Consider the following 21,244-nt stretch of genomic DNA (forward strand, 5'->3'; position numbering starts at 1 on the left):
GGGATAGCTGGAGTGACTGGCGCAAACTCCCTTCAACGGCTGGACTGGCGCAACCTCAACACCCTCTGGGGATCCATTTTGGCCGAGACCTTGAGCCGGCTGGGTTGTCGGGTGGCCGTGGTCTGTCCAGGATCCCGTTCTGCCCCCCTCACCTATGCCCTAGCCCAGCACCCTGAGATCGAGGCCATTCCAGCGGTGGACGAGCGGTCGGCGGCCTTTTTTGCCCTCGGCTTGGCCCAGCAAACTCGGCAGCCCATCCCTCTGGTGTGTACTTCCGGCAGCGCCGGCGCCCATTTTTTCCCTGCTCTCATCGAGGCGGCAGAAAGTGGTTGGCCCCTTTTGGTGTTGACGGCGGATCGGCCGCCGGAGCTGCGCCACTGCCGCGCCGGGCAGACCATCGACCAGGTGAAGCTCTACGGCCACTACCCCAACTGGCAGGCGGAGCTGGCCCTGCCCAGCGCCGACCTGGAAGCTCTGGCCTACCTGCGCCAAATGATCATCCACGCCTGGGAGCGTGCTCTCTACCCTTTCCCGGGTCCGGTGCATCTCAACGTGCCTTTGCGGGATCCCCTAGCTCCCGTTGCCGATGGCAGCACGGCGCCGCTGGTTCATTTGCAGGAAGATCCGGAGTTTGAGAAGACCTTTTTCCGCGGGGTTATCTCCCCATCTGGCCTGGTCACCCCGGCTGGCGGTTCTGCATTCGCGTCAACAGCTTCCTTTTGGCGGGAGTGGTGTGGCTGTGAGCGGGGGGTGATCTTGGCAGGGCCGGCCCAACCGGCAGACCCCCAGCGTTATGCAGAGGCGGTGGCCCGCTTGGCGCTGGCCCTGGGCTGGCCGGTGTTGGCGGAGGGACTCTCCCCTTTGCGCAACTACGCTTCCCTCAACCCCTACCTCATCACCACCTACGATTTTCTCCTCCAGGGAGAGCAACCTCCTCTTTGGCCAGAGCAAGTGATCCAACTGGGATCCTTGCCCACCAGCAAGGCGCTGCGGCAAACCCTAGCCCAAGCCCGACCCCGCACCTGGCTGCTCGATCCCCGGGCCCAGAACGCCGATCCCCTCCACAACCCCACCACCCACTTGCCCTTTGTCGTGGAGGAGGTGGCGGCAGGGATCCCGGCAGGCAAGGCCAAAGCAACCGCTTTTCTACAAACCTGGCTGCGGGCGGAAGCCAAAGCTCGGGCTGAGCTGGATCGGCTGCTGGCTGACCTGCCGGAGTGGTTTGAGGGCAAGCTTGCCTGGTGGCTGGCCCACCACCTGCCGCCGGAGACGCCGCTATTTATTGCCAACAGCACGCCGGTGCGGGATGTGGAGTGGTTTTGGCCGCCCAACGATCGCCGCATCCGGCCCTACTTCAACCGCGGCACCAACGGCATCGACGGCATCCTCTCGACTGCCTTTGGGGTGGCCTACCGCCATCGGCCAACAGTGCTGCTGACTGGGGATCTGGCCTTTCTGCACGACTGCGGCGGCCTGCGTCTTGCCCAATGCCTCCAGGGATCCCTGACCATTCTTCTCATCAACAACCAGGGGGGCGGCATCTTCGAGCTGCTGCCCATTGCCGAGGCGGGCCCACCCTTTGAGCCCTACTTTGCGACTCCCCAGGCGGTGGATTTTGCCCTCCTCTGCCAGGCCCATGGCATCCCCCACCGGCGGATAGAGACCTGGGAAGAGCTGGCCCAGGCTTTGGATCCCTTGCCCGCCCAAGGGGTGCGGGTGTTGGAGATCCTTACGGATCGGCGGGCGGACGCGCGGCGACGGCAGGAGTGGTTCCGGCGCTGGTCTGAGCTGCCATCCACGCTGTAACCCGCTTCCAGATCTGTTCGGGCAGATCCTCGGCCTCGCAGTCCAGCCACTGGATCCCTGGCATGGCCCGAAACCAGGTCATCTGCCGCTTGGCAAACTGGCGGGTGCGCCGCACAATCAGAGGCTGCAGCTCGGCTGCCGGGATCCGCCCTTCCAGGTAAGCGCCGATCTCCGCATAGCCCAAGGTCTGCAAGAGGGGCAGGTCTGGGCCGTAGCGCTGCCGCAGCGTTTTTACCTCCTCAATCCAGCCTGCCGCCAGCATTTCTGCTGTGCGCCGGGCAATGCGTTGTTCCAGACGGGGCATTGGGCAGTGCAACCCCAAGAGCAAAATGGGGTAGTCAGGAGGATGGGCCTGCCGCAGGTAGGAAGCCGGCTTCCCAGTGGTGTAGATGATCTCCAAAGCCCGCAGGGTGCGCACTTCATCATGAGGGTGAATCTGCCCCGCTGCCACAGGATCCAACTGCTGCAGCCAGGCGTAGCGGATCTCGGGCGGCCACGTCTCCAGTTGAGCGCGCAACTGAGGCTGGGGGGGAACTGCCGGGATCCCTAAGCCTGCCGTGATCGACTGAATGTAGAGCCCTGTGCCCCCCACCAGAATAGGAGTCTGTCCCTGCCGATGGGCTGCGGCAATGCGCGCCTGGGCCGCCTGCTGAAACTCGGCCACTGTATAGGTGTGGCGGGGATCCACAAAGTCAATCAACTCGTGGGGCCAGAGGGCCCGCTCGGCGGGAGTGGGCTTGGCAGTGCCGATGTCGAACTCCCGGTACACCTGACGAGAGTCGGCGTTCAACAGGGGGGATCCCAGCCGCTGGGCCAACAGCAGCGCCTGGCGCGACTTGCCGGTGGCCGTGGGGCCAGCGATGACGACAAGCCCCGGCCTTGCAGTCGAGGAGGGGGAGGGAGGTTCTCGACAGTCGCGCCCATTTGGAGACCGGTTTTGATCCATCCGCCGGCAAGAAAGTTCACCCAGGGCAGCAGATTAAAATTTTCAAAGAACCTTAGCGCTGTGGCTAGAATAGAACATCCGTAGTCTCTATCGTCTTCCCAGCTCTTCGAATTTCCCCGTGATCTCATCTTATGTCCCTGCTTCCGTTGCCATGTGGGGCGGGGCACGGCCTCGGTTTAAACTGCCCCTTGTCAAACTGCTTTTCCTGTTGCTGCGGGCCTCGGCACGGCTAGGTCTGGCCGGCCTTGGCAGAGCCCTCGGAGCAGGAATCCTGGCGGCGTTGCTGGCGTGGGAACCGCGCCCTGCCTTGGCAGAAGTTTTGGTGCTCAAGCAGGGAGAAGTGCGAACTTTGCCCCTATTGCAAACAAGTGCCCGGCTGCCCCTGCAGATGGAAATGCTCTATTTGGGCATGGTGGAGGAGCGCTTCTTGAGCTACGCCCGCGCCAACAATTGGGAGACGATTTCCAGCGACCGGGAGGATCCCCGCTGGAGCCGCTGGCAACTGCGCCCGGGCGGTGAGGCCCTTTACCTGCCGGATGCCCCTTCGTCGCGGGATCCCTCAGAGCCCCCCCTCTATGCCCGTGGGTTTTATGTAGAGGCCTACTTCATGGGCGGGCGGCTGGCGGGGATGCACCTAATTGACAATCCAGAAGAGCCGGGCTTCAATTTAAGGCAACTGCAAAGGCTTGTTCGCGCCTGGTTCCCCGATAATCGCCTGATGGTGTACTACCAGGTGCTGCCGGAGGATCCGGACCAGCAGGTGCTGGGCGCCTACTGGGGCACTGTCCCTCCCCCTTACCTTGCCACCATTCAGCGCAACAGCCGCCTGCCCTTCTGCCAGACCTTTTTCAGCCCCACTTCGCCCCAGCCCATCACGCCTCCTTCCACACCTCCCCATTGCCTAGTCCAGGCCGCCGGTGAGGACGGTACCGTGCCTTTGGCTGCCCAGAAGAAGACCAACGCTCTGCGCTAGAATTTCGAGCCCATCCTCCCACCAGAAGGGATCCCTGCCGCTGAGCCGTGGCCCTTCCCAATGGGCTGAGGGTGAGGAGCGCCAGGCCTTCTCCCCTCTCTTTTGCGCCTTGGCCTGAGAGGAGTCCAAGGGCAGGGTTTTCCCAGATCAGCTCAAATCAAACCGTTACCAGCTCGGGGCGGCGGCTGTGGCGAATGGCACGAATGGCTTCCCCGTAGTCCTTGGCCTTGAACACGGCTGAGCCAGCCACGATGGCGTTGGCCCCCGCCTCGATCACCTGCCAGGCGTTGCTGGCCTTGATGCCGCCATCTACTTCAATCCAGGGATCCAAGCCGCGCTCGTCGCACAGGGCTCGCAACTGGCGAATCTTGGGCACCACCGCCGGGATGAAGCTCTGCCCGCCAAAGCCAGGGTTGACACTCATGATCAACACCAGATCCACCAGATCCAGCACGTACTGGATCAGCTCCAGGGGGCTGGCGGGGTTGAGCACCACGCCTGCTTGCTTGCCCAGATCCTTGATTTGTCCGAGGGTGCGGTGCAGGTGAATGGTGGAGCTGGACTCGGCGTGAACGGAGATGATATCGGCCCCCGCCTTGGCAAAGTCGGCCACATACTTTTCCGGCTCCACAATCATCAGGTGGACATCCAGAGGCTTGGCCGTAACCGGGCGCAGGGCTTCTACCACCAGCGGGCCGATGGTGATGTTGGGCACAAAGCGGCCATCCATCACATCCACGTGGATCCAGTCGGCCCCTGCCTCGTCCACCGCCCGCACTTCTTCCCCCAAGCGGCTAAAATCGGCTGAAAGGATGGAGGGGGCGACGACGATCGGCTTTTGCCCAGAAGCTGCTGACGGCTGAGTCATGGTGAGTATCCAAGTTGTAAACCGCAAAATAGGGGAGCTCGCTCCTCTATGGTACGGAGTTTGATCCCCTTTGCAAACTGCCTCTTGGCTCGGAGCCTAGGGTTGCAGGGGAGAGGTGGAGCCAGCACTGGCCTCGACCCACCGCCATCCCCGGAAAACTTAGGCCAGATGTCCCCAGAGATCCGGTGGCTGCGCGTTGCTCTGAGGCTCTGGAGCAGCCTGCTCTGAGGGAGCCGGGTTCACCTCTTCTTCCAGCCGCAGGGCCAGCTGCTGCAACTGCATATAGATGCTGTTGACAGCCAGCATGGCCAAGACGGTGCCGAAAAACTTGGTGCGGGATCCCATAGACCAACTCCTGGGTAAGAACCAAGATAGGACAAAGGTACGTTCCTCGCCGCTGCCCTAGCTCCAACTTAGCGCACAGGCGGAGCAGGCTCTTGGAGAAAATATGGTTTCCCTCGACAGATGCAAGCACTTTCCCGGAGCAATGTCATGACCGCCTCCCCAAAGCCCGCCTACCAGCACCTGCACACCGCCCTTTGGGTCAGCGATCTGGCCAGGGCCGAGCATTTCTACGGCACGGTGCTCGGGATCCCCAAGGCAGAACGGTTTCCCTTTGACTTTCCCGGCGCCTGGTACCAGGTGGGGTCTTCGCAGATTCACTTGATCGTCACTGAGGAGCCGCTTGACCAGGGGCAGCAAGCCAGTCGTGGCAGCAGGGCGAAGTGGGGGCGCCTTCCCCACGTGGCGCTGGGAGTGGAAGATCTGGAGGCGGTGAAAGCCCGCCTGCTGCAGGCAGGCTATGAGGTGCAGCCCAGCGCTTCCGGGCGGGCGGCTGTGTTTGTCCGCGATCCGGATGGGAATGTAATCGAGCTAAGCGCCATTGGCGCAACTGAGCCATGAACCCTCTCCCCCCAGCGATACCGCCTGTAACACCAGCGCGGCGTGGCGATAGGGATCCCCGCTGCCAGTTCGACCCGGCCACCGCCCTGGTCAGCGCGGCGCAGATGCAGCGCCTTGAGGAGGAGATCTTCGCTGCCGGCATGCCCGTGGCCGCCCTGATGGAAAAGGTAGGGCTGGCCGCTTTTGCCCAGTTGCAACAGGATTTTCCCCAGGCCCAGCGCATCGGCATCCTCTGCGGGACAGGGCACAATGGCGGCGACGGCTTGGTGGTCGGACGAGAGCTGCGGCTGGCCCAAAGGTCGGTGAAGGTGTGGCTGGGCAAGCCAGATCTCAAACCCCTGACCGCCGAGCACGCCCGCTACCTCAGGGCCCTGGGGGCGGAGTTTGTGGAGCGGGTGGAGGCGTTGGCCGACTGCGACCTGCTCATCGACGCCCTCTTTGGCATTGGCCTAAACCGGCCCCTGGGGGATCCCTGGGCGGAGGCGGTGGAGTGGGCCAACGGCAGCGGCATTCCCATCCTCAGCCTGGACCTGCCCTCCGGCCTCAACGACCAGACAGGCGAGATCTGGGGCTGCTGCATCCGCGCCAGCTACACCTATGCCCTGGGCCTCTGGAAGCGGGGCCTGTGGCAGGAGGCGGCTCTGCCTTGGGTGGGACGTCTGCGCCGCCTCGATTTCGGCATTCCCCCTTGGGCCTGGCCGGAGGTGGAAGTTCCCCAGGTGTTGCTGCACCCCTGGCCCCATTTCCCCCCCGATCCGCCTTTGGATACCCACAAATACCGCCAGGGATCCCTGTTGCTGGTGGCGGGATCGACAACCTATGCCGGGGCGGCGGTGTTGGCCGGGCTGGGATCCCGCGCCAGCGGCGTGGGCATGGTAACCCTGGCGGTGCCGGCAGAATTGAAAGGGCTCGTCCACAGCGCTTTGCCGGAAGTCTTGGTTCACGCCTGGGAAGGGATCCCCTCCCTGCTGGCCGAGAAACCCTTTCAGGCAGTGGCGGTGGGGCCGGGCGTGGGAGAAACCCGCCGTCTGCTGCTGGAGATCCTGCTGCAGGATTGGGCCGGGATCCCTTGGGTGATCGACGCCGATGGCCTCAACGCCTTGGCGGAAATAGGGGTGGAGCGCTTGCCAGAACACAGGATCCAAGCCATCCTCACCCCGCACCTGGGGGAGTTTCGCCGGCTTTTTCCGCACCTCCCGCTTTCAGATCGCATGGAGGCAGCCCAGAGAGCAGCAGCCCAGAGCGGGGCAGTAGTGGTCTTGAAGGGGGCGCGGACGGTCATCGCCTCTCCTACGGGGGAATGCTGGGTCAACCCGGAAAGCACACCGGCTTTGGCCCGCGGCGGCAGCGGCGATGTTCTGACCGGCCTGATCGGCGGCCTGGTGGCGCGCAGAAGGGCTCAACTGGGTCAGTCGATGGGGATCGCGGAGCTGCTCAGTTGCGCCTGTGCGGGGGTGTGGTGGCATGCTCAAGCAGCCATCCATTTGGCGGGGGAACGGGGTCTAACGGGCGTGGATCCGGCCCACCTGGCGGAGCACCTGCCGAAAGCGCTGCGGATTCTGCGGCAACAAAAGCCCACTTAAGGTTGCAAAAACCCCAGGGCCAGCCCCAGGAAAATGAACAGGCCAAAACCAATCCGATAGACAATGAACACCCAGGTGCTGCTGCGCTGCAAAAATCGAATTAGCCAGTCGATGGACCCGTAGGAGAAGACAAAGGCCGAGAGCGTCCCCAGCCCCTGCGACAGCAGCGCCTCTGCCCTGAACTCGGCGATAAACTCCGCCACCCCGGCCAAAAAGAGGGCCGGGATCCCCAGCAAAAAGGAGTAGCGGGCGGCAGCCGAGCGCTGCAAATCGAGCAACAGAGCCGCCGTCAGCGTCACACCAGAGCGGGATACCCCTGGGATCAGGGCCAAAGCCTGGGCCAGCCCCACCCAGAGCCCATCCCCAATGCCCAGGCTGTGCAGATCGCGCCGGCGCTTCCCCACCCGTTCTGCCCAGCCCAAAGCCAGGGCCAAGCCGATGGCGGCGGCGGCAACCACCCACAACTGCCGGGGCGGGGATCCCCAGATGGCCTTGACGGCCCAGCCCGCTATGACAATCGGCAGCGTTCCCACCAGGATCCCCATGAGCAGCCGCCAAGACTCCTCCTGGAAATCTCGCTTCTGCCAAGCCTTCCAGGAGCCGAGGAGCAACTGGCGCAGGTCAGAAGCAAAGTAGATCAACACCGCTCCCAGGCTGCCCAATTGGATCACCGCCGCAAAGGAAGCCCCCGCATCCGGCCAGCCCAGCAAAGCTGGAAACACCCGCAGGTGCGCCGTGCTGCTGATGGGCAGAAATTCCGTGATCCCTTGCACCATGCCCAAGACCAGGGCCTGCCACCAGTTGGGATACCAGATATCGGCCAGCACCAAAGAAAGCCTCTCCCAGTACGCCAGGCTACTGTCTGGAGGGGAGTTTCCCTCACCCCCAACCCCTCTCCCTTAGGGAGAGGGGAGATAGAGATGCCGCAGTACCTCACCAGCCTTGCCCTGTCTCTGAAAAGGGCTACGCCCGAAACCCCCTGTTCAGGGATCCACTCTCAAAACTCTCCCCCGCTCGAAGGGAGCTGCCCTTAGAAAGTGAGCCGCTCCGGATCGTCGATGGTGATGAGCCAGTTGCCCACATTGCGGAAGAGGGGGTTGGGCTCTGTCCCCCGTACCCGCGCCTCTACCCGGTAGATGCCGGCAGCGGAAGGATTGCGCACATTGGAGAGCACCAAGCGGATCTCCTGGCCGGCGGCAATGGGCTGACGGGCCACCACCTCCAAAGAGCGAAACTCCTCGTTCCAGTACACTTCCGCCAGCTCCACCGGCTTGCCCTCCACCTCTAGGCGCACGTTCTCCGGGTCGATGACGGCATCGAAATTTCTATCCCCGTTGATCTGCACCTCTGCCACCGCCACGTTCTGAGGCGGGATCGTCAGGCGATAGCGATCCAACCGACCGCGAATGCCGCGAAAATCCAGCCGGTAGCTGAGGACAGGTACCCCTTCGCTGCCGGTGATCACCAGGCCCGACTGCGCCGCTGCCGAAGGGGACAGCACCCCTACCAACAAGCCTGCCAAAATCAGCCTCGTCCCCAGCCGGGCCAAGCGGAGGCTCCACGAACGCTTCACTGCTCTCAACACCCAAACCTCCCAAAAGACATCAGTATAGGCACAACTTGCCGCTGACCTAGGGAGCAGCAAGGCCATGAGATTAAATTAAATTGCTATCCATTGTAAGGGGTGGGATCCCTTCTACCGAGAGCGCTCAAGGCCCACGCGGGTGCGGAGATGCGCAGTTTTCCCCGCCCCCAGAACCTTGCAGTCGCAACCCTGATGCTCTGCAACGTCCAGGAGCCTGGGGGATGGGCGTCGAAGGATATCACTTAAAGAAACTAAGTACCCCCACCCCGATCACCATCAGCACCCAGAGCAGGGATCCCACCAAAATCACATTCTTGGCCCGGCTCCAGTCGCTGGCCGAGCTGAAGAGCACCGGCACCGCCACCACCAACAGCAAGCTGTAAAGCACCAACACCAACAAAGCAATTTGGAAAATGAGCATCATGGTCTGGATCCCTCACAAAAGTCTTGTCTTGGATAAAAGCTCCCGACAACACCGGGCTGCCCAACCTGATCCGGCTCGCTGCGCACCGGCGGCAGGGTAGATAGGATAACGCTGTAAACTACCCGGCTCCGACCGCCCCCCCTTCCAGCCCCCCAACCCCCCGTATACGGGGGCAGGGGGGCGGGGGGATTGAGGGGGGCTGGTTTACAGCAACCCCCAAAAGTGCAATCCCGTTGGCACCGTTCAAATCTGCATCCCCTTCCCAACCACAAGCCGGGTTCACACAGCGAAAATGCTTCCCTTCCCGTTGCCCAATCCACAGGCACTGGTGGCAGGTCTGCGAGCTGTAGGCCGGCGAAACCACCACAACCTTCACCCCTGCCCGCATCGCCTTGTAGTGCACAAACTGCCGCAACTGGTAGAACGCCCAACTGTTTGCCCGCCGCCGCTCCGTCTTGCTGCGCGGCTGCCGGTTGACCCGCTCCCGGATCCCGGTCAGGTCTTCCAAGGCAATAAAACGGTGAGTGGCCAGTGCCCTAGCAACAATCGACTTGGAGATGCAGTGGTTCACCCAAGTTTGAAAGCGTCTCTCCCGACCAGACAGCCGTTGCAGCAGTTGCTGACACCGACGTCGTGTACTGCGTGTGCCCTTGCTGGCCTTGCGTTGGAGAACCCCTCTCAAACGGGAGTAGTGGTCTCTGACCTGGTTCAACTGCTGTCCATTCCAGTTATCTCCCTCAGAGGTGTGGGCAATATCTCTCCTACCCAAGTCCACACCAATGGCCTTGACGGCGTGCTCCGGCTCCGGCACCTCAGACTCCACGCCAATCTGGATGGAGTAGGAGCCGCCTTGGCGCTTGACCAACGTGGCTGCTTTGGGATTTGAACCCGCTAGCAGGCCGCGCTGGTAGTGACCTATATCCAGTTCAAAGCGTTCCCGTCCCTCAACGGTGGTCAGCGACACCGTCCAGTCCTTCTCACGGAACGAGAAGATGCGGGCATCGTAGGTAACAAAGCCAGACTTGAACGCCTTGACTGGACGGTTTTTCTGCTGGGCAACCTTGCGGGCACCGGCTAACCTTCTGCACACCTGTTGTGCCAGGTTGCTGGATAGTCCGAAGCGGGTACGAATCTCGCGGTAGCAGAGAGATTGGAGCTTGACGGCGTTGACTATCTTCTCTGGTGTGTTCTCATTCACGCAGTTCAGTGCCTTTGCGAAGGCATCCAGGGTCGCATCCAGCTTGGCGGCTTGCGACACAGACACCTTGAGTTTGCAGGAGATAGTCAGGACTTGGGCCATGTCACGATTATACGTCGTCCGCATTCCTCCCGACCCTGACCGGCACGGCCCCCGGCCCCCCAGTCCCCCCGTATACGGGGGGATATAGGGGGGTACAGGGCGGGGCTCCTGCGGTTTCTAGCTGACTATACCAAAACTGGGATCCCTCTTTTGGCCATATCCGTCGGGGCAGCCATGGACGAATGAACTACCCAGATACGGACTGCATTCGGAAAGGGTTGAAGTCGGTTGCCACGTCAAAGTAGTCTTCCTGTTCTTGCTGCTTCAGCCAGCCGGTGATGACATAGGTCAGGGGCGTACAGACCGCCTCAACGGCACACTTGAACACGTAGTTGGAGACAATGAGGCTCATCAGACCGGGAAACACCCCCCAGAAGGCGATGAGAATAAACAGGCCCGTATCCACCGCCTGGCCCACCAGGGTGGAGCTGATGGTGCGTGTCCACAGCCAGCGTCCCCGCGTCCACACCTTCAGGCGGGCCAGCACATAGGCATTGGCAAAGCTGCCGCTCCAGTAGGCAATTAGGCTGGCCAGTACAATGCGCGGGGTAAGGCCGAGAATCTGTTTGTAGGCTTCCTGGTAGGGCCAGTCGGGGGCTGCCGGCAGGGATCCCACGATCATCAAGGTCGCCGACATCAGGGCCGCCGAGATAAATCCCAGCCAGATCACCCGCCGCGAGCGGGCATAGCCGTAGACCTCCGTGAGGATGTCGCCGAAAATGTAGCTGAGGGGAAAAAGGACGGTGCCGCCATCGAACGTAAACGGCCCCAAGAGCACGATCTTGGTGGAGGCGATGTTGGAGATCAGCAGCACAGCCACAAACAGGGCCGTCACCGCATCCAGGTGCCGATAGGCGCGCTCAAAAACCCTCTCAGACATCAGGATCCCCCCAACAGCTTGCGGATGTGCTTTAGCTCCTTGACGATCAAGGCCAAGCCCTGGCTGTGCCGTTCCACCTCGCTGGTGAGTTTACGGATCTGCTCTTCCAGGTTAGCGCTGTGGGATTCCTGACGCTCCAGGCGCTGGTTGAGATCAGAAAGCCGCGTCACCACTTCCCGCTGGATAAGGTTTTCCGTACCTTGGATGAGCAGCGTCTCGATGGCGGTGAGCTTGTTCAAGAGCAACTGAGTGTTGGTTTCCGATCCCGGCTCTGCTGCCGCCGCAGGAGCTACTTGCAGGGCCTTTTGAATGCGAGCCAGAAGAGCCTCCGCCTCAAACGGCTTTTCAATAAAATCGAAATCGACAAAAGGCTCAGGGACGCGGGCTGTTACCTGCTCTTTCATCCCCGACATGATGATGACAGGGGTATTCTTCAGGCTCTCTTCCTGCCGGATGGCCTGCAATGTGTCATAGCCGTCCATCTTGGGCATGACAAAATCCAGCAAGATCAGGTCGGGGTGATGTTTTTTGGCAGCCTCCAGGCCCGCTAGGCCGTCTTTGGCCTCCAGCACCTGAAACTGGTCAGCCAAGATGCTGGCCACCATCTTGCGGATCATGATGCTATCGTCAATGACCAACACCGTCTTGGCTGTCATGCTCGGGCGCCCCCTTTTCCCAATCTACTCGACCTGCTCAGCCTCTTCCTCCAGCGCATGAAGCATCAGAGGCGTCCTTCCTGGGACACCAATAGAGTACTCTCCCTCTCAGGGAAGTGGAGTGTTTACAGCTCCAATTTCGCCGGCTCTCCCAAGGCCCAGAACTTGCCGGTTTCGCATCGCTGCCTTGCTATAATCTAACGTAAACAAACATTAAGCATTCGCACCTTGCAGGGTTATGAGCTTACAGTTGAGCTCCGAGCTGTCGCTGCCGATCCCATCTCCAGTCGGAGAAGCTGCTTACCGCGCTTTTCAGTGGGGCAAAAATCTCTTTGGCTTTGCCCACAAGGCTCTCTCCACCCAGGCTTTGGAGCTGATGCTCTCTGTGCTCAGGGAGCTGCAAAGTTTTTCCTCTGGGAAGCCCCTACCGCCGCGGGAGCGGGTGAAGGTCAGCCCAGCTACTTTGCAAGAGTTGCGGGCTCGTTACGAACGGCTGCTACAGGTCGATTGGCAAGACGCCGAGGCAGGTTACTACCCTCACGCCCTTCTTTTCGATAACCCCTGGCTGGACTTTGCCCGCTACTACCCGCAGGTATGGCTGGATCTGCCGCAGATCACTCAGCGGGTACACAGCCGGCGCTACCAAGAGTTTTCTCCAGACATCTCCACCGAGGGCTATCCAAAATACTACCTGCAAAATTTTCATTACCAAACCAACGGTTACCTGAGCGACAGCTCGGCTGAGCTCTACGACCTGCAGGTGGAACTGCTGTTTGGTGGCGCGGCAGATGCGATGCGGCGACGGGTGATCCGCCTGCTCAAGGATGGTCTCGATCCTGCTCTATCCGACCCCCACATCCTCGACGTAGCTTGTGGCACCGGGCGCACGCTGCGCCTGCTGCGGGGATCCCTGCCCAAAGCGGCGTTGTACGGCCTGGATCTTTCCCCTGCCTATCTGCGCAAGGCCAACCGGCTGTTGCAGGAGTTGCCCGGGGAGCTGCCCCAGCTCATCCGCGCCAATGCCGAGGCCATGCCCTACGCCGACGCCACCTTTGATGCGGTTGTCAGCGTGTTTCTCTTCCACGAGCTGCCCGGCCCGGCCCGCCAAAATGTCATCAACGAGATGAGCCGGGTGGTGAAGCCGGGGGGCGCCATTGTCATCTGCGACTCGGTGCAACTGCTGGACTCGCCCGAGCTGGAGGAGACGATGGAAGCTTTTGTGCAAACCTTCCACGAACCCTACTACCGGGACTACATCCGCGACGACCTGGGGGTGCGCCTGCAGCAGGCAGGCTGTGAGGTGTTGCGCCGAGAAACCCACTACGTCAGCACTTATATCTTGGCCCGTAAGAGTTGAGCGCCCTTGCCAAAAGCTTAAGAGGGTAAGGAGATTCGCGGTCGCCTGGCCAAAGGCTGTATAGTAGTATCAGACACGAAACCTCGGATAAAAAGCTAGGTCATCAACGCCCTTAAGTGCAAGGCGTCAGAATCTTTTCTATACTTAGGCTCATGTCCCCTCCGTATGGATCCCTTCGTGCCGGCATCACTGCTCTCAAGCAGGAGCGCTACTTAGAGGCGATCAACCTCCTTGAGTCTTTCTGCTACTGCTGCTCGATTCACGAGAGCTCGCCCCGCCAGAAGGAGCGCAACGGTTCCAGGATAAACCCTGAGGAATGCGCTTTGGCGCGGGTAGCCCTGGTCATGGCCTATCAGGGCAGCGGCGACTTGGAGCGCTCGACCGCGCTCTGTCAGGAGCTGTTGGAGCAGGGGGAACCCTCCTCAACAACACCCCTCTGGGCGCAGGAATGGGCAGCTCAAGCTCTGCCCACCCTCAGGCAGGCTTCAGAGCAGTCTATGCCGCCTGAGGAGGTGATGGCGCGGCTGCCCGTCCCCCGGCAGTTGGAAGACTGTCAGACCCTGTGTAGCTCCCGCGATCCCGCCCCGCATTTACTCAAGTCTGCCAACTAATCCTGCCAGTAGGCTGAAGTTGGCAACTCTGGGTGAAGAGCCGACAGGAGAAGTTGTGTTTTCGCCAGGAGCGCGCCTCTAGGTGTTCGAGTCTCACATGTTAATCGTAGAGTATGCCTGCTGCTGAGCCCACCACCTACCACTTTATTGTTGCCAGTCTGTCTTTTTTGCGCTCTGAACCTCTGGAGGAAGTGCTGGAGGAGCGTCGCCGACACTACGAGGAGCACCATCGCTCCATCGATTTCTTTTGGGTGCCCCAGCCGGCTTTCATGGAAGCTCCAGAGCTGCGTCCCCTGCGCCACAAGTTAAAGGAGCCGCTGGGGGCAGTGGTCTCGACCAATGAGGATTTCATCCGTTGGCTGGCGGTGCGCCTCACTTTTGTGGAAAAGGGCAGCTTCGTGGCCCCCAGCGAGTCGATCCCGGATCCCTTGCGCTCCCTGTCCTTGGCAGAGGGTTGATGAGATCCTGCCGGCGCGACCGATGGGAGGTGTCGCCCCCTCCTCGAGACGGGCGCGCAAGTTTGATTGCGGGATGGGCCAAGATTAAGATCAGGGCACCTCTCTCCGTCCAGCAGCAGTGGCGGCACGAGCCGGCATGAAAAGCACCTGTCAGGGCCAAGGCGGGGGAGGGAGAAAGGTTACACGGGGCACTATGACTTTGGAGCGACGAGGGGACTGGCCGGAAGGGGAGGCGGAGGTCTGCCAGCGGACTCCTCATCTTCGGGATCTTCCTCCCACATTTCCTTCAACTGAGGTGCTAAAGTCGGAGGCCCCCCCACTTGAGCCGCCGGCAAGTCCTCCCTCCGGCTCGCTGGCGTGTTCGTCCGGGAATCCCTTGCCGGAGCCGCTCCCTGAGGATCCCAAAGACGACGGCCCAACCGAGAAGCTGAAGCAGGAGGATGCTGCTCTGGCCGGGCCAGGCCTGAGAAATTTCCTGGCCGTGCTGCGCCGACGCAATTTCCTGCTGCTGTGGATAGGGCAGGTGTTTTCCCAGTTGGCCGACAAGGTGTTGTTGGTGCTGCTGATTGGGTTGATCTCGAGGCAGTTTCAGCCGGAAGGGGCCTCCATCAGCGGCTGGGTGGCGGCGATCATGCTGGCTTTTACGCTGCCGGCGGTGTTGTTGGGCAGCCTGGCGGGGGTATTTGTGGATCGCTGGCCCAAGAAGGGGGTGCTGGTGCTCTCCAACGTGGTGCGCGGGATCCTGGTGCTGCTGTTGCCGCCGCTGCTCTGGCTGACGGCGGGGCGCAACTTTTGGCCAGGGATCCCTTTGGGCTTTGGCGGGCTGCTGTTGATTAGCTTTGCCGTGTCTGTTTTGACCCAGTTTTTTGCCCCTGCCGAACAGGCCACTCTGCCCCTGATCCTGCCCAGGCGGGAGCTGTTAGCGGCCAACTCCCTCTACACCACGACGATGATGGCTTCGCTGATCGCCGGCTTTGCCATCGGCGAGCCGCTGCTAACGCTGGCGGATCGTTGGGGGCGTGCGTGGTTGCCCGGCTGGGAGGTGGGGCCAGAGCTGTTGGTGGGGGGAGCCTACCTGTCGGCGGGAGCCCTGCTGCTGCTGTTGCAACCCCACGAGAAGCTGGAGCCCAGACCTTGGGAGGCTCCCCATCTCTGGGAAGATCTCAAGCTGGGCCTGGAATACATCGGGCAAATGCCCTTGATCCGCGCGGCCCTGCTGCAAATGGTGGTGCTCTACTCGCTGTTTGCGGCGCTGGCGGTCTTGGCGGTGCGCATGGCCGAGGTGACGGCGGAGCTGGAGGCAGATCAGTTTGGGGTGTTGCTGGCGGCTGCCGGCCTGGGCATGGCCATTGGGGCCTTTTGGGTGGGGCATACGGGCCGGCAGGTGAGCCGTCGCGCCTGGAGTGGGCTGGGATCCCTGTTGCTGTGTCTGTCCTTGGCGGCCTTGTCCTGGACGGAGGGGAAGCTGTTTCCCAGCTTGGCTTGGATTGCCCTGCTGGGCTGTGGAGGGGCGTTGGTGGCGGTGCCCATGCAAACCCTGCTCCAGGAGGAGACCCCCGAACATCTGCGCGGCAAGGTTTTTGGACTGCAGAACAATGCGGTCAACATTGCTCTCAGTTTGCCGCTGGTTTTGGCGGGGGTGGCGGAAACCTATTTCGGCCTTGCCTGGACGTTTCTCGGCCTGGCGGCCCTGACCGGGTCGGCGGGGCTGTACCTCTGGGGTCTGCTGGGCAGAGAGGGGCACAGATAAGTTTTTCTGCTGGATAGCTGCGACGTAGGGCTGGGTATCTGTCAATGCCTTGTCGGTCTGGGTTTCTCCCCTGAGAGGGGAGGAGCGGGCCGAGGTGGGATGCGAGTCTGCTACCCTTATAGAGGCTTTGGAATCGCACATCCCCTTGTAGATCAGCGTTCTGGCGCCGTAGGGATCCGCCCATGCACATCGCCTGGATAGGCAAGAAGGCACCTTTCTGTGGCAACGTCACCTATGGCCGTGAGGTGACCAACGGCCTCTTGGAGCGGGGACATCAGGTGAGCTTTTTCCATTTCACCAACGAAAGCCCCTCCCCCAGCCTGGAGGCGCCTGCTGTAGAGGGATCCCGTCCGGGGAGCCGTTGGCGTGCTGAGCTGGCGGGGCGGGATGTCTCCCTGCCCTGTCTGTACAAGTCGCAGATTTATACGATCCCAGCTCCCAACGCCAGGCGGCTGCTCACCCAGGCGCTGCGGGAGTTGCAGCCGGATCTGGTGCATGCCTCGCTGACGATTTCTCCCATCGACTTTGTCTTGCCGGAGATCTGTGCGGAGCTCAACCAGCCGCTGGTGGCCACCTTCCACCCGGCCTTCGACCGGCGGCGGCGCAACATTGCCTCCCGCACCCAATACCTGGCCTACCAGCTCTATGCTCCTTGTTTGGCCCACTACGACCGCACCATCGTCTTCTCGGAAACACAGCGGCAGATCTTGGTCAGGCTAGGGGTGAGCCGCGAGCAGGTGGTGGTCATTCCCAACGGCGTCGACGTGGATAAGTATTCGCCGGGGCCCTCCACCCTTAAGCAACGGTTGGGGCTGGAGCGGATCTTCGTTTACCAAGGGCGGATCTCGCCGGAAAAAAATGTGGAGGCCTTGCTCAAAGCCTGGAAGCAAGCTCAAATGGGCGAGAAGTGCGGCCTGCTCATTGTGGGGGATGGGCCGCTGCTCAATACCCTCAAGCCCTTCTACACCCGCCAGCACGGGATCCACTGGCTGGGCTACGTTGCCGACGAGCAGCAGCGCATCGAGATCCTGCGCGGATCCGACGTGTTTATCCTGCCCTCTTTAATCGAGGGGCTCTCTTTGTCGTTGCTGGAGGCGATGGCCTGTGGGGTGGCGGCGGTGGCCACCGACGTCGGGGCCGACGGCGAGGTTTTGGCCGATGGAGCCGGGATCCTGTTGGATCCGGCTCGGGTGACGGTGGAGCTGCAAACGCTGCTGCCCCTGCTGCGGGATCAACGGGAATTTACGCAACTGCTGGGGATGAAAGCCCGCCAGCGGGTGCTGGAGCGCTACACCCTCAGCCACAACCTCAGCCGGTTGGAGCAGCTCTACCAGGAGCTGTGCCGGGGATCCCGTCAGCGCCGCCGCGCGTAAGGAAGACTATTGGGATTGGGCTGAAACTTTTGCGACAAAGCTTTTGATATTTTTGCTAAACTGCATCGTTATGTTTCCAAGGGATTGCCTCTAAGTTCCCGATGGATGAGTACGGCCCGCAAAAAGCCTTTCCGGCGCAGCCCCCTGCCGGGCTGTCGGGTTCGTCCTGGACGGAGTCTTTGCTTGCCCAAGGCGCGGACAGAAACTCCTTTCCCGCCAACGTTCCGGCTGCGTCGCTGCCGCCCACCGACGAGCAGGGCGATCTGCGCTCGGCCCAAGCTGGCCCAGATGGGGATCCCGCCGGTGCGCCCAAGGCGGCCTCGGAGGAGAGAAAGCTGACGGAAGTGAAACCGGCCATCTTGCCCGCCCCGCCGAAGCCGGAGCCGGTGGCAGAGCTGGGGACAGACCAGCAGCCGATGCTGTATTTGCTGGGGGGATTGGCCTTTGCCCTGCGCTCCTTCAACAACCTGAACCAGATCCTAGAGCTCACGGCTTTTGTGGCCAGCCAACTCACCGCTGCCGACGGCGGCGCGCTGGTGTTGTTCAACCCCAACGGCACCATCCAGCTAGATCAACTGCATTGTTCGGACCTCGACCGCCGCGAGCAGATTCGCGCCGAGATGGAGCAGATCGCCCAAGCTCTGTCTGCGCAGGAGCCCATTTTAAAAACCGAGGGATCCCTGTCTGTGAAGATCCCAGCCCTGGAACATCTCTTGGACGAGCGCCTGCGCCAGAGTCTGGGGCCAGATGTCCGCCTGTTCGGGACGCCGCTGTTGATTCGCAGCTCCGTCCAGGGGCGCCTGTACGTCTTCAGCCGTCAGCCCGGCTACCAGTGGAATGAACGTCGCCAACAACTGCTGCGGTTGGTGGCTGACCAAGCGGGCGTGGCCATCGAGAACGAGCGCTTGACGGCGGCCTTGCGCCGCAAAATGGCCCTGGAAAAAGAAATGGAGATCGGCTCCTACATCCAGACCCAACTGTTGCCCCGCCAGTACCCCCAGGTTCCGGGCATTCGGCTGGCAGCCCGCTGCCGTGTGGCCAGCAAGGTGGGGGGCGATTACTACGATTTCATTAAGATACCCAGCGAGCGACCGGAAAACTCTAGGGCCGCCGCCGATGAGCCGGTTGGATCCCTGGCCCCTTCCCCTGAGCCATCCGAAGACTTTCGCCTGGCCATCGTAATTGGGGACGTGATGGGCAAAGGTGTCCCTGCCGGCATGTTGATGAGCATGACCCGCGCCATGGTACGGGCAGAAGCCCTCAACCGCCACTCGCCGGCCCGCGTTCTCCAACATCTCAACCGGGCCATGTACAGCGATCTGGAGAACTCCAATCGCTTTATCAGCCTGTTCTACTCAGAGTACGATCCCCGCTCCCGTCGCCTCTGTTTCAGCAACGCCGCCCACAACCCCACCCTCTGGTGGCGGGCCCGCAGCCGCGACATCCAGCCCCTCGACACAGAGGGAGCGCTGATCGGCTTGGAGGAACACAGCCAATACTCGGAAAGCTGCGTGCACCTGCAGCCGGGAGATGTTGTAGTTTATTATACCGATGGCTATGTCGAGGCCGCCAATACCCGCGGGGAGCGGCTGGAGACTTCAGGTCTGATGGAGGCCATCCAGCGGGCTGCCAGTCGCTACGAGTCGCCCGAGGAGATCCTGGAGAACCTTTTTGAGCAGATGGACGCCTTCCGGGGCCGCCAGGGATCCCACCCTGTTGTCCCAGGGCCGCCAGTGGATGCAGGGCTCTTGTTTCAGGATGAGATTTCCCTGCGGCCTGAGCCGGTGGACGATACGACGCTGGTGGTGTTGAAAGTACTGCCCGATTCTGAGCCAACCTAGCTACGAAGGTTCAAACTAAGGGTACCCTCTAGCTAGGGAGGCCACTTAGGTGGCGGCCCGCTTTCCCAGTTGACCTTTGCCTGAGGTACATGCATGCACTCCACTGCTTCTGGCTCTGAGCCCTCCTTAGTTTACTTGCCGACCTCGCCGGCCTTGCAGACGGAAGCGATCGTCGCCCAGGTGTTCCGGCAGGACGTGCTGGGCGATATCCGCAAGGGCTGGAACAACTTCGTGGAATCGGGCCAAATTTGGGCCCTTTTGATAGGGATCGTGGCAGGCTACATGCTCAAGAGCATCACCAGCTCTCACTAAAGGCGGTGGCGCCCGGATTCCCTGGCCCCAAGGTGGCGGCGTTTTGGCTGTCGTTGCCTTGCTTGCTCTTTTCCGCCTCAACTGCAGCCAAGTCTTTCTGTGGTGGTCATCTCTCTCCCCGTTCCAAGCCCATGGCTAAGCCGACGGCACCTTCCACCCCGCGCCCCTGGAGCGGACGCTTTGCGGGATCCCTCCACCCTAGGATTGCCCGCTTCAACGCCAGCATTGGCTTCGACATTCGCCTTTTGCCCTACGATGTGGCCGGATCCCTGGCCCATGTGCAGATGCTGGGGGCCTGCGGCATCTTGAGCCGCGAAGAGGCAGAGCAAATTCGGCAGGGGCTGGAGCAGATCGAGAAGGAAGTTGCCGAGGGCATCTTCCAGCCTGACCCTGAGGCGGAAGATGTCCACTACGCCGTCGAGCGCCGTCTGGTGGCCTTGGTGGGGGAAGTGGGCAAAAAACTGCACACGGGGCGCTCCCGCAACGACCAAGTGGCCACCGACCTGCGCCTCTACCTGCGGGATGAAATCGACACCATCCGGCAGGCTCTCTGGGAGCTGCGGGGGGTTTTGTTGGACTTGGCCAGCCAGCATGTGGAGACAATCCTGCCCGGCTACACCCACCTGCAGCGGGCCCAGCCCATCAGCTTGGCCCACCACCTTTTGGCCTATGAAGAAATGCTCTGGCGGGACTGGCAACGGTTGGGACGGGTGCGGGAAGAGGTCAACGTCTGTCCCCTGGGCTCCGGGGCCTTGGCCGGCACTTCCTTGCCCATCGACCGGCAACTGGTTGCTCATCTGCTGGGCTTTGAGCGCATCAGTGCCAACAGCCTAGACGCCGTCAGCGACCGGGACTACCTGGTGGAGTTCCACGCTGCCGCCAGCCTGATCTTGGTGCATCTCAGCCGTCTCTCGGAAGAGCTCATCCTCTGGGCCACCCAGGAGTTTGGCTTTGTCGCCCTCACCGATGCCTGTGCCACGGGCTCCAGCCTCATGCCCCAGAAGAAGAATCCCGATGTGCTGGAATTGGTGCGGGGCAAGACAGGGCGGGTGTTCGGCCATCTCCAAGCTCTGCTGGTCACCTTGAAGGGGCTGCCCCTGGCCTACAACAAAGATTTGCAAGAGGACAAAGAGGGGCTCTTCGATACCGTCGATACTGTGAAGGCTTGCTTGGAGGCGATGACCATCCTGCTGCGGGAAGGGATCCAATTCCAAACCCAACGCATGGAGGCCGCGGTGCAGGAAGACTTCTCCAACGCCACCGACGTGGCCGACTATCTGGTGCGAAAAGGGATCCCCTTTCGCGCCGCCCACGATCTGGTGGGTCAGATCGTGCGTACCTGTGTGGCAGAGGGAATTCTGCTCAAAGATCTGCCCCTGGAGCGGTGGAAAAGCTTTCATCGAGCCTTTGAGGAGGATATCTTTGCGGCCATCGATCCCCGCCAGGTGGTGGCCGCGCGGCTCAGCGCTGGAGGCACTGGCTTTGCGGTGGTGCGGGAAGCCTTGCAACGGGCCCAGGCCCGCTACCAACAGACAGAGCCGGCAGAAGAACCCCCGCTGCCCCCCTCCTCACCTGGCTCTGGGCTGCCCTTGGAGAGCTGAGCAGCGGCCCTGCCTCC

Annotated in this window: 21 protein-coding genes; 12 read left to right on the forward strand and 9 right to left on the reverse strand. The window is 61.7% G+C overall.

The window, feature by feature from the left end; genetic code table 11:
• Window positions 1-12 precede the first annotated feature (12 nt).
• Window positions 13-1,806, forward strand: coding sequence for a 2-succinyl-5-enolpyruvyl-6-hydroxy-3-cyclohexene-1-carboxylic-acid synthase (gene menD, locus CYA_RS00395; protein ID WP_011429003.1), 1,794 nt, complete (start codon window positions 13-15; stop codon window positions 1,804-1,806).
• Here menD and miaA read toward each other — a convergent pair.
• Complete coding sequence (gene miaA, locus CYA_RS00400) at window positions 1,730-2,752, reverse strand: tRNA (adenosine(37)-N6)-dimethylallyltransferase MiaA (RefSeq protein WP_011429004.1); 1,023 nt, start codon at window positions 2,750-2,752, stop codon at window positions 1,730-1,732. The two genes, menD and miaA, sit on opposite strands and share 77 nt — an antisense overlap.
• A 307-nt stretch (window positions 2,753-3,059) precedes the next feature.
• On the opposite strand from miaA, the gene CYA_RS00405 reads away from it, so the two are divergent.
• Entirely contained in the window at window positions 3,060-3,725 is a 666-nt protein-coding gene (locus CYA_RS00405) for a hypothetical protein (protein ID WP_228375386.1), read from the forward strand.
• 157 nt (window positions 3,726-3,882) lie between these two features.
• Here CYA_RS00405 and rpe read toward each other — a convergent pair whose 3' ends face one another.
• Window positions 3,883-4,593 carry a ribulose-phosphate 3-epimerase gene (gene rpe, locus CYA_RS00410; protein ID WP_011429006.1) on the reverse strand — a complete coding sequence of 237 codons (711 nt, stop codon included), beginning with the start codon at window positions 4,591-4,593 and terminating at the stop codon, window positions 3,883-3,885.
• Window positions 4,594-4,752: 159 nt separating this feature from the next.
• Complete coding sequence (locus CYA_RS00415) at window positions 4,753-4,938, reverse strand: hypothetical protein (RefSeq protein ID WP_011429007.1); 186 nt, start codon at window positions 4,936-4,938, stop codon at window positions 4,753-4,755.
• Between the two features lie 147 nt (window positions 4,939-5,085).
• On the opposite strand from CYA_RS00415, the gene CYA_RS00420 reads away from it, so the two are divergent.
• Window positions 5,086-5,496, forward strand: coding sequence for a VOC family protein (locus CYA_RS00420; protein ID WP_011429008.1), 411 nt, complete (start codon window positions 5,086-5,088; stop codon window positions 5,494-5,496).
• On the forward strand, window positions 5,493-7,079 hold the full coding sequence (locus CYA_RS00425) for a bifunctional ADP-dependent NAD(P)H-hydrate dehydratase/NAD(P)H-hydrate epimerase (RefSeq protein WP_011429009.1): 1,587 nt from the start codon (window positions 5,493-5,495) through the stop codon (window positions 7,077-7,079). Before CYA_RS00420 ends, CYA_RS00425 begins: the two co-directional genes overlap by 4 nt.
• Here the strand turns inward: CYA_RS00425 and CYA_RS00430 are convergent.
• The 6 genes from CYA_RS00430 to CYA_RS00455 all read right to left on the reverse strand — a co-directional run bounded on the left by CYA_RS00430 (window position 7,076) and on the right by CYA_RS00455 (window position 11,924).
• Complete coding sequence (locus CYA_RS00430; RefSeq protein WP_011429010.1) at window positions 7,076-7,906, reverse strand: undecaprenyl-diphosphate phosphatase; 831 nt, start codon at window positions 7,904-7,906, stop codon at window positions 7,076-7,078. The two genes, CYA_RS00425 and CYA_RS00430, sit on opposite strands and share 4 nt — an antisense overlap.
• A 203-nt stretch (window positions 7,907-8,109) precedes the next feature.
• Window positions 8,110-8,664: a DUF2808 domain-containing protein gene (locus CYA_RS00435; RefSeq protein ID WP_228375387.1), complete on the reverse strand. Its 555-nt coding sequence runs from the start codon at window positions 8,662-8,664 to the stop codon at window positions 8,110-8,112.
• 238 nt (window positions 8,665-8,902) lie between these two features.
• Window positions 8,903-9,088, reverse strand: a complete 186-nt coding sequence (psbZ, locus tag CYA_RS00440; RefSeq protein WP_011429012.1) for a photosystem II reaction center protein PsbZ — start codon at window positions 9,086-9,088, stop codon at window positions 8,903-8,905.
• Between the two features lie 118 nt (window positions 9,089-9,206).
• Window positions 9,207-10,388 (reverse strand): RNA-guided endonuclease InsQ/TnpB family protein, encoded by a 1,182-nt coding sequence (locus CYA_RS00445; RefSeq protein WP_011429013.1) that lies wholly within the window; start codon window positions 10,386-10,388, stop codon window positions 9,207-9,209.
• Between the two features lie 187 nt (window positions 10,389-10,575).
• The gene (locus tag CYA_RS00450) at window positions 10,576-11,268 is read right to left on the reverse strand and encodes a queuosine precursor transporter (protein ID WP_011429014.1); all 693 of its coding nucleotides are present in this window, start codon (window positions 11,266-11,268) and stop codon (window positions 10,576-10,578) included.
• On the reverse strand, window positions 11,268-11,924 hold the full coding sequence (locus CYA_RS00455) for a response regulator (protein ID WP_011429015.1): 657 nt from the start codon (window positions 11,922-11,924) through the stop codon (window positions 11,268-11,270). Before CYA_RS00455 ends, CYA_RS00450 begins: the two co-directional genes overlap by 1 nt.
• Before the next feature lie 238 nt (window positions 11,925-12,162).
• Here CYA_RS00455 and CYA_RS00460 point away from each other — a divergent pair, with 238 nt between their 5' ends.
• The 8 genes from CYA_RS00460 (at window position 12,163) to argH (ending at window position 21,227) form a co-directional block, all read left to right on the forward strand.
• Entirely contained in the window at window positions 12,163-13,281 is a 1,119-nt protein-coding gene (locus tag CYA_RS00460; RefSeq protein WP_011429016.1) for a class I SAM-dependent methyltransferase, read from the forward strand.
• A gap of 152 nt (window positions 13,282-13,433) precedes the next feature.
• Window positions 13,434-13,892 (forward strand): hypothetical protein, encoded by a 459-nt coding sequence (locus CYA_RS00465; RefSeq protein ID WP_049749696.1) that lies wholly within the window; start codon window positions 13,434-13,436, stop codon window positions 13,890-13,892.
• Window positions 13,893-14,005: 113 nt separating this feature from the next.
• Entirely contained in the window at window positions 14,006-14,350 is a 345-nt protein-coding gene (locus tag CYA_RS00470; protein WP_011429018.1) for an MgPME-cyclase complex family protein, read from the forward strand.
• Between the two features lie 193 nt (window positions 14,351-14,543).
• On the forward strand, window positions 14,544-16,100 hold the full coding sequence (locus CYA_RS00475) for an MFS transporter (protein ID WP_011429019.1): 1,557 nt from the start codon (window positions 14,544-14,546) through the stop codon (window positions 16,098-16,100).
• Window positions 16,101-16,282: 182 nt separating this feature from the next.
• Complete coding sequence (locus CYA_RS00480; protein ID WP_011429021.1) at window positions 16,283-17,473, forward strand: glycosyltransferase family 4 protein; 1,191 nt, start codon at window positions 16,283-16,285, stop codon at window positions 17,471-17,473.
• Between the two features lie 101 nt (window positions 17,474-17,574).
• The gene (locus tag CYA_RS00485; protein ID WP_228375389.1) at window positions 17,575-19,314 is read left to right on the forward strand and encodes a PP2C family protein-serine/threonine phosphatase; all 1,740 of its coding nucleotides are present in this window, start codon (window positions 17,575-17,577) and stop codon (window positions 19,312-19,314) included.
• Between the two features lie 93 nt (window positions 19,315-19,407).
• The gene (locus tag CYA_RS00490) at window positions 19,408-19,626 is read left to right on the forward strand and encodes a hypothetical protein (RefSeq protein ID WP_011429023.1); all 219 of its coding nucleotides are present in this window, start codon (window positions 19,408-19,410) and stop codon (window positions 19,624-19,626) included.
• A 131-nt stretch (window positions 19,627-19,757) separates the two neighbouring features.
• Window positions 19,758-21,227, forward strand: a complete 1,470-nt coding sequence (argH, locus tag CYA_RS00495) for an argininosuccinate lyase (protein ID WP_011429025.1) — start codon at window positions 19,758-19,760, stop codon at window positions 21,225-21,227.
• Window positions 21,228-21,244: the final 17 nt, after the last annotated feature.

Source organism: Synechococcus sp. JA-3-3Ab, assembly GCF_000013205.1.
Classification (GTDB): domain Bacteria; phylum Cyanobacteriota; class Cyanobacteriia; order Thermostichales; family Thermostichaceae; genus Thermostichus.

Coding starts and splice junctions, on each gene's coding strand:
- CYA_RS00465 (WP_049749696.1), top strand. CDS start 13,434: ATGTCCCCTCCGTATGGATCCCTTCGTGCCGGCATCACTGCTCTCAAG.
- CYA_RS00450 (WP_011429014.1), bottom strand. CDS start 11,268: ATGTCTGAGAGGGTTTTTGAGCGCGCCTATCGGCACCTGGATGCGGTG.
- CYA_RS00470 (WP_011429018.1), top strand. CDS start 14,006: ATGCCTGCTGCTGAGCCCACCACCTACCACTTTATTGTTGCCAGTCTG.
- CYA_RS00475 (WP_011429019.1), top strand. CDS start 14,544: ATGACTTTGGAGCGACGAGGGGACTGGCCGGAAGGGGAGGCGGAGGTC.
- CYA_RS00420 (WP_011429008.1), top strand. CDS start 5,086: ATGACCGCCTCCCCAAAGCCCGCCTACCAGCACCTGCACACCGCCCTT.
- CYA_RS00490 (WP_011429023.1), top strand. CDS start 19,408: ATGCACTCCACTGCTTCTGGCTCTGAGCCCTCCTTAGTTTACTTGCCG.
- CYA_RS00415 (WP_011429007.1), bottom strand. CDS start 4,938: ATGGGATCCCGCACCAAGTTTTTCGGCACCGTCTTGGCCATGCTGGCT.
- rpe (WP_011429006.1), bottom strand. CDS start 4,593: ATGACTCAGCCGTCAGCAGCTTCTGGGCAAAAGCCGATCGTCGTCGCC.
- CYA_RS00460 (WP_011429016.1), top strand. CDS start 12,163: ATGAGCTTACAGTTGAGCTCCGAGCTGTCGCTGCCGATCCCATCTCCA.
- CYA_RS00425 (WP_011429009.1), top strand. CDS start 5,493: ATGAACCCTCTCCCCCCAGCGATACCGCCTGTAACACCAGCGCGGCGT.
- CYA_RS00485 (WP_228375389.1), top strand. CDS start 17,575: ATGGATGAGTACGGCCCGCAAAAAGCCTTTCCGGCGCAGCCCCCTGCC.
- argH (WP_011429025.1), top strand. CDS start 19,758: ATGGCTAAGCCGACGGCACCTTCCACCCCGCGCCCCTGGAGCGGACGC.
- CYA_RS00480 (WP_011429021.1), top strand. CDS start 16,283: ATGCACATCGCCTGGATAGGCAAGAAGGCACCTTTCTGTGGCAACGTC.
- CYA_RS00455 (WP_011429015.1), bottom strand. CDS start 11,924: ATGACAGCCAAGACGGTGTTGGTCATTGACGATAGCATCATGATCCGC.
- miaA (WP_011429004.1), bottom strand. CDS start 2,752: ATGGATCAAAACCGGTCTCCAAATGGGCGCGACTGTCGAGAACCTCCC.
- CYA_RS00445 (WP_011429013.1), bottom strand. CDS start 10,388: ATGGCCCAAGTCCTGACTATCTCCTGCAAACTCAAGGTGTCTGTGTCG.
- psbZ (WP_011429012.1), bottom strand. CDS start 9,088: ATGATGCTCATTTTCCAAATTGCTTTGTTGGTGTTGGTGCTTTACAGC.